Raw genomic sequence first — 10,974 nt, forward strand, 5'->3', positions numbered from 1 at the left:
CCTTCCAGGCCCCGCTCCGGCGGGGCTTTGTTTTTTGCGGCCGAAAAAATTTGCTAAACTGGCGGCCGTTCCGAATTATCCGTTATCGAGGCAGTATGTTGGAGTTTGAAGGTCAGGTTATCGACACTGACGCGCAGGGCTATCTGAAAAACAGCGCCGACTGGCATGAGGGCCTGGCGCCGCTGCTGGCCGCGCAGGAAGAAATCGTGCTCACCGAAGCACACTGGGAAGTGGTGCGCTTCGTGCGCGACTTCTATCAGGAATTCAATACTTCGCCGGCTATTCGCATGCTGGTCAAGGCCATGGCGCAGAAATACGGTGAGGAAAAAGGCAACAGCCGTTACCTGTATCGCCTGTTCCCGAAAGGGCCGGCCAAACAAGCCACCAAGATAGCCGGGTTGCCGAAGCCGGTGAAATGCATCTGACTGCACAGCCCGCAGCGCAGCTGCAGGCGAGCGTTTAATAGCGAATGCCGAACCCGGCGTAATCGGCCACGCCCTGCGGCTCCACCAGCACGCGTTCGACACGCGCGCTGCGCGGGCCGCCCTGTTTCAACCATGCCACCAGCAGATCCACCTGGGCCTGAGTGCCACAGGCCACTACCTGAACGCTGCCGTCATCAAGGTTGCGCGCATAGCCGGTCACGCCCAGCGCCTCGGCCTGCCGCTGGGTGGAATAGCGAAACCCAACCCCCTGCACTACGCCATACACATACGCAGCAATGCAAACTTGTGTCATAATCGCCCCCTTAATTCAGTTTTCATTATGGCATTGCCGTGCCTTTGCACCGCCGTGTCACTCTTTCTATCCTAGCTGGCAGCATTATTAATTATGACCGTACGCCTGTTTCTCGCCAAAGGACGTGAAAAGTCCTTACTCCGTCGCCACCCTTGGGTGTTCTCCGGCGCCGTTCAACGCGTTGAGGGTAAAGCTCTCTCCGGTGAAACCATCGATATTCTCGACAGCCAGGGCAAATGGCTGGCTCGCGGTGCCTATTCGCCCGAGTCGCAGATCCGCGCACGCGTCTGGACCTTCCAGCAGGATGAAGAGATTAACATCGATTTCTTTATTCGACGCCTGCAGCAAGCGCAAAGCTGGCGTGATTGGGTCGCGCAGCGTGACGGTCTGGACGGATATCGCCTGATCGCCGGCGAGTCCGACGGCCTGCCGGGCATCACTATCGATCGCTTCCAGAATTTCCTGGTGCTGCAGTTGCTGTCCGCCGGCGCGGAATACCAGCGCCCGGCCCTGCTTTCCGCCCTGCAGCATTGCTACCCGGAATGTTCGATTTACGATCGCTCCGACGTCGCGGTGCGCAAGAAAGAAGGACTGCCGCTGGCGCAAGGCCCGGTATTGGGCGATCTGCCGCCAGAGCTATTGCCGATCACCGAACACGGCATGAAGCTGCTGGTGGACATTCAGCAAGGGCACAAGACCGGCTTCTACCTCGATCAGCGCGACAGCCGCCTGGCGGCGCGCAACTACTCCGCCGGCCGTCGGGTGCTGAACTGCTTCTCCTACACCGGCGCCTTCGCCGTTTCCGCTCTGATGGGCGACTGCGCGCAGGTGATCAGCGTGGATACCTCGCAGGCGGCGCTGGATATCGCCAAACAGAACGTCGAGCTCAACAAACTGGATTTGAACAAGGCGGAGTTCGTCCGCGACGACGTATTCCAGCTGCTGCGCAACTACCGCACCCAGGGCGAGAAGTTCGACCTGATCATCATGGATCCGCCGAAATTCGTTGAGAACAAGAACCAGCTGGCCAGCGCCTGCCGCGGCTACAAGGACATCAACATGCTGGCGCTGCAGCTGCTGAACCCAGGCGGTATTCTGCTCAGCTTCTCTTGCTCCGGGCTGATGCCGACCGACCTGTTCCAGAAAATTTTGGCCGACGCCGCTGTCGATGCCGGACGTGATGTACAATTTATAGAGCAGTTCCGGCAGGCCGCCGATCACCCGGTGATCGCCACATACCCTGAGGGGCTGTATCTGAAAGGCTTCGCTTGTCGGGTGATGTAACTTGAAATGCGCTGCCTTGCCCCCATATATGAGCAAGGCATTGTTTCTCAGGAGGTCATCATGATTGCCAGCAAATTCGGTATCGGACAACAGGTTAGACATAAACTGCTGGGGTATTTGGGCGTCGTGATCGATATCGACCCCGAATACTCTTTGGAACAACCCAAAGCTGACGAGATAGCGGCGAACGATGAACTGCGTTCCGCCCCTTGGTACCACGTGGTGATGGAAGACGAGGAAGGCCAACCGGTGCACACCTATCTGGCGGAAGCACAGCTGGATGGCGAGCCCCAGGAAGCCCACCCCGAGCAACCATCGCTGGATGAGCTGGCGGAATCCATCCGCCACCAGCTACAGGCGCCACGCTTGCGCAATTGACCGCGCCAAGACCTGAGAAACCCGAGAGGGCCTGGCATCGCGCCAGGCCCTTTTTATTCAGCGCTCCAGCCCCAAACGCGGGATGTCGATTTTCGGACAGCGATCCATCACCACCCGGAGCCCGGCCTGTTGTGCCAGCTCTGCCGCCTGGTCGTTAACTACCCCGATCTGCAGCCACAGCGCCTTGGCGCCGATCGCTATCGCCTCTTGCGCCACGCCGTACGCGGCCTGCGAATTGCGGAAAACATCGACCATATCCACCGGCTGCGGAATGTCTGCCAACGTCGCGTAAACCTGCTGGCCCAACAGCGTCTGCCCCGCCAGTTTTGGGCTGACCGGGATCACCTGATACCCTTGCGCCAACAGATAAGCCATCACCCCATAGCTGGGCCGCGACGGATTATCGCTGGCACCCACCAGTGCGATGGTTTGCACCTGCCGCAACAGCTCAACAATCTCTTGATCTTGCATCTTCAACTCCCGTTTATCACTGCGTCACTCTCCGTTTCGAGTGTAACCGATCGGCCTTCTCTCGGCTAAACGCAACGCGTGCGAAACTTCAGCGCAATCTTATGGTCTGAGGCTGTCGCGGTTCAGCTGTGCATGGTCGTGTCTAATCGCGATAAAATATGTGAAAATGTAAACAAAATACCCGATTGAAAAATTTTGACACAACCTGTGCCGTGTTCAACACTTAGAGCTACGTCACTTTATAAGGAGATAATGATGAAATTTGGTCTGGTGGTTGCGGCGTTGCTCAGCATCAGCATGCCTGCCGCGGCTACGACCCTGAAACTCTCCCCGGACATCGACCTGCTGGTGGTCGACGGCAAGAAAATGACAGGTTCGTTGTTAAAAGGCGCCGACAGCCTTGAGCTGGATGGCGGGCAGCATCAATTGCTGTTTAAAGTGACCAAAACCCTACATTCTGGCCAGCATGCGCAAACCTACGCATCCCTGCCGCTGATCGCTACCTTCAATACGCAAAAGATCAGCCAGGTCGCGATCGAAATTCCGCGTATTGAGAACGATCGTGACGCGCAACGCTTTGACAAAACGCTGAATTACCTGGTGGTGGACAAAGGGGGCAACGCCCTGCCGTTCAAACAGGATGTGCTGCATCCCGACAGCGTGACTTTCAATGCCGATTTGGAAAAGGTGATGACGGATTACAACCGCCAAAACCGCCCGGCCTCCGTCCCGACCTTCGTGCAGACGAACGCCGGTAATGCCCCGGTATCCCCGCAGGCCAACTCACCGTTGAATGCCCCGACGGTGACGCTGAAAGGCGAAAACGTATCGGAGCAGATGCTGCAATACTGGTTCCAGCAAGCGGATAAGGAAACGCAAAAGCGTTTCCTGCGCTGGGCCAATAAGCAGCCGGTGCGCTGAACCCGCCTCGGCGCCTTTACCCGCAAAGGCGCCGTTTCTTCGCATTTTCTGGTGCAAACGCTAGGCAGTGAAAAACAGTTTCAGTAATCTGTCGCACATCCCCGATTAGCGAAGGACATCGAGATGGAATTGACCACCCGCACTATCGCCGCGCGCAAACACATTGCGCTGGTGGCGCACGATCACCGTAAACAGGCCCTGCTGGAGTGGGTAGAAAGCCACAAAACCATTCTGGCGCAGCACCAGCTGTATGCTACCGGCACCACCGGCAACCTGATCCAGCGCGCCAGCGGCATTCCTGTCACCAGCATGCTAAGTGGCCCGATGGGCGGCGATCAGCAAGTCGGCGCACTGATTGCGGAAGGCAAGATAGACATGCTGATCTTCTTCTGGGATCCGCTGAATGCGGTGCCGCACGACCCGGACGTGAAGGCGTTGTTGCGGCTGGCGACCGTATGGAATATCCCGGTGGCCACCAACCGCTCAACCGCGGATTTTCTCATTGACTCTCCGCTGTTCAAAAGCGAAGTGGAGATCGCCATCCCCGACTATCAGCGCTATCTGCAAGATCGCCTGAAATAGTCCTCGCGGCCTGGCGGCCGCCAGGCCGGATGCTTAAGGCTTTTTCTGCGCCGGGACGCCAAGCTCCCGCAGGTGTTCAACGAACACCGAAGGACGTTCAGGATCCTGCAACAGCCAAACCTGATGTTTGGCGCGAGTCAATGCGACATACAGCAGGCGGCGCTCTTCAGCATCCGGGAAGTCCTCCGGCTGCGGCAGCAGCACCTCTTCCAACACCGACTCACGCGCCACGGCAGGGAAGCCGTCACGCCCGTCATGCAAACCGGCGATGATGACGTATTCCGCCTGTTGCCCCTTGCTGGCGTGGATGGTCATAAACTCCAAATCCAGCTTGGGCCAGCGGGTGGCTGCTTTCGCCAGCGCTTCCGGTTTCAGATGGTGATAACGCGCCAACACCAGGATACGCTCATCCGGCTTGGCATAACCGCTCAGCTTGTCCAACAAGGGCTCCAACTGCTCGTGCGGCAAGATCGCCACCGACTTTTTATTGCCCTTGCTCAGGCTGTTGAGCGGTTTTTTCAGCTGATGCGGATTCTGCTGCACGAACCGGTTAGCCACCTCGCCGATCCGCTCATTGAAACGATAAGTGGTATCCAGCGCGCACTGCGCCCCTTCGCCGAAGTTCGTGGCGAACGCCGTGGTTAACGTCAATTCTGCGCCGCTGAAGCGATAAATCGCCTGCCAGTCATCGCCCACCGCAAACAGGCAGGTCTGTTTGTTCTGCCGGCGCAGCGCCGCCAGCAACAGCGCGCGCTGCGGCGAGACATCCTGAAATTCATCGACCAGAATGTGTTTCCACGGGCTGACGAAGCGCCCCTTGTCGAGAATGTTGACCGCCTGATGGATAAGGCCGGAGAAATCCACCGCCCCCTCCTCTTTCAAAGCGCTTTTCCAGGCCTTAAGCAGCGGTGCCATCAGCCGGATACGTTTCGAGAACAGATCGCGAATCTCTTCATTCGCCTGCTCAATCATTTCCGCCTGGCTGCCGCCGTGCATGCGCATCAGCCCCAGCCAGCGCTCCAGCCGGCCCGCCAGCCGATCCGCCAGGCGTTTATCCTGCCAGAAGTCGCCTTCCGGCACGTCCCATTCCAGCTCTTCAGTCAACCATTGACGCCACCCCTTGGCCTGGGCTTTCTTCTCCGCACACTGTTGGCGCCAGTGGGTAATCAGCAGCTCTTTGCGCGCTTTGGCGTCGGTTTCCAAGCGGCTGATGGCAGGTGCTTTACGACTGCCCTGCTGAATGATTTGCAGCGCCAATGCATGAAAGGTTTTGGCCTGAATGCCGGCATCACCCAGGCGTTCTTTAATACGGTCGTTCATTTCACCGGCGGCCTGACGGCCGAACGCCAACAGCAAAATTTGGCCCGGCTCCGCCTCCTGACGACGCAACAGCCAACCGGCGCGCGCCACCAGCACTGACGTTTTGCCGCTGCCGGCACCGGCCAGCACCAGCACGGAATCCTCGCCATTGACCACCGCACGGCTCTGAGACTCATTGAGCGGCGAACTCTCGACGGTCTGGAAGAAGTCATGGTGCTGCTCCAGCATGCGCTCGGTCCATTGCTGGTTGCGTTGGTCGACGCTGCGCTGCCCTTGCTGCAGCCATTGCAGACACAGCTGATAGTCGGCACGGCAGTTATCGAACGCCTCCAGGCGCGCCACCGGCATCGGCAGCGCGGAGAAAGCCTCGTGAATTTGCTGCTGCAGCTTGCCCAACTCAGACTTTTTGAACCACTTATCTTGTTGCTCGATGCGCTGGATCTGCGCCACCTGCTGCTGCAGCACGCCGGCGCTGATCTCGCTCATTTCGGCGCTCCACTGCTGCCACGCCTGCTGCAGATAGTGATAAAAACGCTGCGTTTCCTGCCATTCGGTGCCGTGCAGCCGCACCACTTTTTCGTCCGGCAGCTCAAATTCCAGCTCGCCCCAGACGATGCCGCGCTTGCACCTGACCTGAATCAATTGATTGAAGGGGATCAGGTATTCATGTTTTTCCCCGCTCACCTCAACGCCGGCGTGCAGCAACCGCACGCGGTTATAAGGGTGCTGAGCCAGGTGTTTCCCCAGCGATGTCGCTTTAAGTTCCATATCGTCGCGCCATGACTATGTTGAGATTAAATAACGGATATCTGCCAGTTTACCTGCGATAAGCAGTGGCACTCTAGCGCTAAAAAAAGGGTAGAATAGATTTTGCGTTTTTATCGTGAATACGCCCGCATCGCGGTTTGGCCATCATTAGAGCAGAATGACGTCTATGCGTACTGTACTGAATATTCTTAATTTTGTGTTGGGCGGTTTCGTCACCACGTTCGGCTGGCTCATCGCCACGGTGTTCAGCGTGCTGCTGGTCATCACATTGCCGCTTACCCGCTCCTGCTGGGAAATCACCAAGCTGTCGCTGGTGCCGTTCGGCAACGAAGCGATACACGTCGATGAACTGTACCCGGAGAAAAGCAATACGCTGCTTTCCGCCGGCGGTTCGCTGCTCAACATTATCTGGCTGGTGCTGTTCGGCTGGTGGCTGTGCCTGTCGCACATCGCCGCCGGTATCGTGCAGTGCATTTCGATCATCGGCATTCCGGTCGGCATCGCCAACTTCAAAATTGCCGCCATCGCACTGTGGCCGGTGGGACGCCGCGTCGTCTCGGTAGAAATGGCTCAGCAAGCCCGTATTGAGAATGCTCGCCGCCAATATCAACAGCGTTAATTTTTTCTCCGTTTGAGGAGTTTTTCGTGCTCTCTTTTGCACTCGCAGTTCGTCGATATACCTACAACAGCAACCTGCTGTACCACCTGCGCATCCTTATTGCGCTGACCGGCACCACCGCCGTTCCCTGGTGGCTGGGCATTCCCAAGCTGACCATCCCGCTCACGCTGGGCGTGGTGGCGGCGGCCCTGACTGATTTGGACGATCGCCTGGCCGGCCGGCTGCGCAATCTGCTGATCACCCTGGTATGTTTCTTTATCGCCTCCGCCTCGATCGAGCTGCTGTTCCCCTATCCCTGGCTATTCGCCCTGGGCTTAACCACGTCGACCTGCGGTTTTATTCTTCTTGGCGCCCTGGGGCAACGTTACGCCACCATCGCCTTCGGCGCGCTGCTGATCGCGGTTTACACCATGCTCGGCACCGCCATGTACGATGCCTGGTATCAACAGCCGCTGCTGCTGGTGATCGGCGCACTGTGGTATAACCTGCTGACGCTGGCAGGCCACCTGTTGTTTCCTATCCGGCCGCTGCAAGAGAACCTGGCGCGCTGCTACGATCAATTGGCCAACTATCTGGACGCCAAAGCCAACCTGTTCGATCCCGATGCCGAGCGCGACGCCGACCTGCCGTGGATGGATGTCGCGATGGCCAACAGCGCCTTGGTTGCATTGCTCAACCAAACCAAAGCCTCGCTGTTGACGCGCCTGAAAGGCGATCGCGGCCAGCGCGGCACTCGCCGCACCTTGCATTACTATTTTGTCGCCCAAGATATCCACGAACGCGCCAGCTCTTCCCACGTTCAGTATCATGCGCTCAGCCGACAATTCCGACACAGCGATATTCTGTTCCGCTTCCAGCGCTTGCTGAGCATGCAGGCGCGCGCCTGTCGCCAGCTGGCGCAATCCATCCTGTTACGGCAAAAGTACCAGCACAACCCGCGTTTTGAGCCGGCGTTCAACCGCATTCAGGAAGCCTTGACGCGCATCGCCGAAACCCAGGGTAATGCCGAGCAAGCCAAGGCGTTGGCGCATCTGCTGAAAAACCTGCATGCGATCGATGCGCAGTTGGCCAATATCGAATCAGAGCAGACATTGGCCAGCGGGCAGGCGGAAGAGAACAGCCTGGCCGACGACCGCTTAACCGGCTGGAGCGACATCCGCCTGCGCATCAGCCGCCATTTGACGCCCCAATCGGCCCTGTTCCGCCACGCCATCCGCATGTCGGCAGTGCTGTGCGTAGGCTACGCCTTCATTCAATTCACCGGCATGCAGCACGGTTACTGGATCCTGTTGACCAGCCTGTTCGTCTGCCAACCGAACTATAACGCCACCCGCCGGCGCCTGGCGCTGCGCATCATCGGCACCCTGGCCGGCATACTGATCGGTTTGCCAATCCTCTATTTCGTACCTTCAGTGGAGGGACAGCTGGTGTTGATCGTTATCACCGGCGTTCTGTTCTTCGCTTTCCGCACCGTGCAATATGCCCACGCCACCATGTTTATCACGTTGCTGGTATTATTGTGCTTTAACCTGTTGGGCGAAGGGTTCGAAGTGGCCGCCCCGCGCGTTTACGACACGTTGCTGGGCTGCGCCATCGCCTGGGCGGCGGTCAGCTTTATCTGGCCGGACTGGAAATTCCGCCAGTTGCCGGTGGTGGTGGATAAAACGCTGAATGCCAACTGCCGCTATCTGGACGCCATTCTGGTGCAATATCATCAGGGTAAGGATAACGGCCTCGCCTACCGCATTGCGCGGCGGGACGCCCACAACAGCGACGCCGAATTGGCTTCGGTCATCTCTAACATGTCCGCCGATCCCAAAGCCGACAAGGCCCTGCAGGAGGCGGCCTTCCGCCTGCTCTGCCTGAACCACACTCTTCTGAGCTATATCTCGGCATTGGGGGCGCATCGCGAGCGGCTGAGTACCCCCGCCACGCTCGATCTGCTCAATGACGCTGTGTGTTACGTGGATGGTGCCTTGCATCAGGAAGAGCAGAACAGCCAGCGGGTTGCACAGGCGTTGGAGCAGCTGGCTGAGCGCATTCGCAAAGCCGTTCCGGAGCCGGAAAGCAAAGAACAGTTGGTCCTGCAGCAGGTGGGGCTGATGCTCGAACTTCTGCCGGAGCTCACCGCGCTGCACGCCCAAATTAATAAGACAACCTAATGTTCAGGGCCTGATCGACGGGCCCTGAATCACCGGTTCATGTCCGTGACGGCGCATCGCCATCGTATGTTCGAACCAGCGCACCAGCTCGTTACGCAATTCGGCCGGCAACGCCGCCTGGTGATAGCCGGCTATCGCGCCCCCCAGCGACAGCAAGACTCGCAGCCCCAGATTGGTCTGCTGTTGCAGTAAACGCAGATAGCTGCGCTTGGCGCCTTGCAATCGGAGATCATAGGCGTTGCGAATGCCCGCTCGCCACAGCAGACGCTCCATATTGACGTCAATATTCGGCAGCGCCTTCAACCTGCCGTGATCGCCGGCCTTGAGCCTCTGCTCCCGGCGCGCCTCTCTGACCGCCTGCCAAGCCAGCCCGACCAGCTCGTTGCACTCGCGCCACAGCGACTCGTCGACCCAGTAATAACGCAGTGTGATCGGCACGCCCCGCTTGGAATAGACCATGTTGACCATTCCCCGTGCGCGAAACACCGGCTCCATGCTCGCCGTTGCTCGCAAATACAGCTCGCCTTCTGCGATCACGGCGAACATGACCCCTTCAGCCAGCAGGCCGTAGCCGCCAAACTGCGATCGCGTGGTGATGGCCCCCAGCGCCGCAAAGCAATTTTTAGCCTGCGCGATTCTACTCGTCGACATCCTTTTCATAGCGTTTCTCCGTTTTAGGTTCTGGTCGTAATATTTCTCTCATCAATGAAAAAAGTAACGTGAACAACTAATTAGAAAAATACGCACTATCCGTCTGCCTGCCAATCCCAAACAAACCCCGGTATAAAAAATGTTCGTAATTATGCGAGCCGCTACGAAAATTTGGGTTGATCTTATCCTAAATCAGGGATACTGTATAAACATACAGTAACACGACGGGCGGGAACTCAATGCGTACTCAATCACTCTACCAACCTCATTTCGGCCAAGGCGCTTTTACAGCGCGCAACGTTGCGAAGAACACGGATGTCGGCAAAGAGAATGGCTTGATCAGTGAACTTGTTTACAACGAACGCCAGCCCGCCGTGGCTCAATTGTTGTTGCCCTTGTTGCAGCAATTGGGCAAGCAGTCTCGCTGGCTTTTATGGCTGACGCCGCAGCAAAAATTAAGCAAGCAATGGCTGCAGCAATCCGGCCTGCCGGTGGATAAAATGGTGCAGCTAAGCCAAATCAGCCCGGTAAATACGGTTGAGGCGATGGAAAAAGCGCTGCAAACGGGAAATTACAGCGTGGTTCTCGGCTGGTTGCCCGAGCTAACGGAGGAGGATCGTCTAAAATTAAGACGTGCGGCAGAATTGGGTAATGCCTACGGGTTTATCATGCGTCCTCAACGTGACATTGGCCCGACTCACGGACACTGTTCCACCCTAAAAATTCACTCTTCTTTGTATCATTAAGTAAATTTAGGATTTTTCCCATCATTTTCGCACCCCGTGAAGGGAACCTTTGCGGGGTCAGGCAGAAAGCTAGTCCGGCTGCGGTTTGGCACGAAAAAACGCCCGGTGAATCGCCGTTTTTTTAGGCGAAGAATGTTAGCAAATATGTACGATTCCGCGTTTTTTTTTAGAGCCTTATCACATCACACTTGTAACTTTCGCGCCACGTTGTAGACTTTACATCGCCAAGGTTGCTCTATAACGCCAGAAAAACTGGCGAGTAACAAACGAGGGCTTAAACCTTGGCGAAGGAATTTAACCAAGGGCTTAAAACAGCTTTAAAGCTCATTGCCTA

General features: G+C 57.3%; 12 protein-coding genes. 8 read left to right on the plus strand and 4 right to left on the minus strand.

The features are described from left to right. The first annotated feature begins 95 nt into the window (after positions 1–95). Positions 96–425 carry a sulfurtransferase TusE gene (tusE, locus tag AC6BYQ_RS04075; protein WP_004928095.1) on the plus strand — a complete coding sequence of 110 codons (330 nt, stop codon included), beginning with the start codon at positions 96–98 and terminating at the stop codon, positions 423–425. 34 nt (positions 426–459) lie between these two features. Here the strand turns inward: tusE and yccX are convergent, their stop codons facing one another. After that, positions 460–738: an acylphosphatase gene (yccX, locus tag AC6BYQ_RS04080; protein ID WP_498056350.1), complete on the minus strand. Its 279-nt coding sequence runs from the start codon at positions 736–738 to the stop codon at positions 460–462. A 93-nt stretch (positions 739–831) separates the two neighbouring features. Between yccX and rlmI the strand changes: the two genes are divergently transcribed. Further along, positions 832–2,022, plus strand: coding sequence for a 23S rRNA (cytosine(1962)-C(5))-methyltransferase RlmI (gene rlmI / locus AC6BYQ_RS04085; RefSeq protein WP_063919149.1), 1,191 nt, complete (start codon positions 832–834; stop codon positions 2,020–2,022). Between the two features lie 60 nt (positions 2,023–2,082). Beyond that, positions 2,083–2,400 (plus strand): heat shock protein HspQ, encoded by a 318-nt coding sequence (hspQ, locus tag AC6BYQ_RS04090; protein WP_004928104.1) that lies wholly within the window; start codon positions 2,083–2,085, stop codon positions 2,398–2,400. 57 nt (positions 2,401–2,457) lie between these two features. On the opposite strand, the gene AC6BYQ_RS04095 is transcribed toward hspQ, so the two are convergent. Continuing rightward, positions 2,458–2,871 (minus strand): CoA-binding protein, encoded by a 414-nt coding sequence (locus AC6BYQ_RS04095; RefSeq protein ID WP_019454497.1) that lies wholly within the window; start codon positions 2,869–2,871, stop codon positions 2,458–2,460. A gap of 255 nt (positions 2,872–3,126) precedes the next feature. Here AC6BYQ_RS04095 and AC6BYQ_RS04100 point away from each other — a divergent pair, with 255 nt between their 5' ends. Beyond that, the gene (locus tag AC6BYQ_RS04100) at positions 3,127–3,792 is read left to right on the plus strand and encodes a DUF2057 family protein (RefSeq protein WP_498056591.1); all 666 of its coding nucleotides are present in this window, start codon (positions 3,127–3,129) and stop codon (positions 3,790–3,792) included. Positions 3,793–3,915: 123 nt separating this feature from the next. Next, positions 3,916–4,374, plus strand: coding sequence for a methylglyoxal synthase (locus tag AC6BYQ_RS04105; RefSeq protein WP_015377363.1), 459 nt, complete (start codon positions 3,916–3,918; stop codon positions 4,372–4,374). Between the two features lie 33 nt (positions 4,375–4,407). On the opposite strand, the gene helD is transcribed toward AC6BYQ_RS04105, so the two are convergent. Continuing rightward, positions 4,408–6,462: a DNA helicase IV gene (gene helD / locus AC6BYQ_RS04110; protein ID WP_498056351.1), complete on the minus strand. Its 2,055-nt coding sequence runs from the start codon at positions 6,460–6,462 to the stop codon at positions 4,408–4,410. A gap of 166 nt (positions 6,463–6,628) precedes the next feature. Here helD and AC6BYQ_RS04115 point away from each other — a divergent pair, with 166 nt between their 5' ends. Both AC6BYQ_RS04115 and yccS read left to right on the plus strand, forming a co-directional pair. Continuing rightward, a complete protein-coding gene (locus tag AC6BYQ_RS04115) occupies positions 6,629–7,081 on the plus strand; it encodes a YccF domain-containing protein (RefSeq protein WP_025159665.1) in 453 nt (150 codons plus the stop codon). Between the two features lie 26 nt (positions 7,082–7,107). Continuing rightward, the gene (yccS, locus tag AC6BYQ_RS04120; protein WP_498056352.1) at positions 7,108–9,243 is read left to right on the plus strand and encodes a YccS family putative transporter; all 2,136 of its coding nucleotides are present in this window, start codon (positions 7,108–7,110) and stop codon (positions 9,241–9,243) included. 3 nt (positions 9,244–9,246) lie between these two features. On the opposite strand, the gene AC6BYQ_RS04125 is transcribed toward yccS, so the two are convergent. After that, on the minus strand, positions 9,247–9,903 hold the full coding sequence (locus AC6BYQ_RS04125; RefSeq protein ID WP_025159666.1) for a TfoX/Sxy family DNA transformation protein: 657 nt from the start codon (positions 9,901–9,903) through the stop codon (positions 9,247–9,249). A 230-nt stretch (positions 9,904–10,133) separates the two neighbouring features. Here AC6BYQ_RS04125 and sulA point away from each other — a divergent pair, with 230 nt between their 5' ends. After that, positions 10,134–10,640: an SOS-induced cell division inhibitor SulA gene (gene sulA / locus AC6BYQ_RS04130; RefSeq protein WP_074054581.1), complete on the plus strand. Its 507-nt coding sequence runs from the start codon at positions 10,134–10,136 to the stop codon at positions 10,638–10,640. The last annotated feature ends 334 nt before the right edge of the window (positions 10,641–10,974 follow it).

This window comes from Serratia sp. LTN-2 (assembly GCF_059740205.1).

Coding starts and splice junctions, on each gene's coding strand:
- tusE (WP_004928095.1), top strand. CDS start 96: ATGTTGGAGTTTGAAGGTCAGGTTATCGACACTGACGCGCAGGGCTAT.
- yccX (WP_498056350.1), bottom strand. CDS start 738: ATGACACAAGTTTGCATTGCTGCGTATGTGTATGGCGTAGTGCAGGGG.
- rlmI (WP_063919149.1), top strand. CDS start 832: ATGACCGTACGCCTGTTTCTCGCCAAAGGACGTGAAAAGTCCTTACTC.
- hspQ (WP_004928104.1), top strand. CDS start 2,083: ATGATTGCCAGCAAATTCGGTATCGGACAACAGGTTAGACATAAACTG.
- AC6BYQ_RS04095 (WP_019454497.1), bottom strand. CDS start 2,871: ATGCAAGATCAAGAGATTGTTGAGCTGTTGCGGCAGGTGCAAACCATC.
- AC6BYQ_RS04100 (WP_498056591.1), top strand. CDS start 3,127: ATGAAATTTGGTCTGGTGGTTGCGGCGTTGCTCAGCATCAGCATGCCT.
- AC6BYQ_RS04105 (WP_015377363.1), top strand. CDS start 3,916: ATGGAATTGACCACCCGCACTATCGCCGCGCGCAAACACATTGCGCTG.
- helD (WP_498056351.1), bottom strand. CDS start 6,462: ATGGAACTTAAAGCGACATCGCTGGGGAAACACCTGGCTCAGCACCCT.
- AC6BYQ_RS04115 (WP_025159665.1), top strand. CDS start 6,629: ATGCGTACTGTACTGAATATTCTTAATTTTGTGTTGGGCGGTTTCGTC.
- AC6BYQ_RS04125 (WP_025159666.1), bottom strand. CDS start 9,903: ATGAAAAGGATGTCGACGAGTAGAATCGCGCAGGCTAAAAATTGCTTT.
- sulA (WP_074054581.1), top strand. CDS start 10,134: ATGCGTACTCAATCACTCTACCAACCTCATTTCGGCCAAGGCGCTTTT.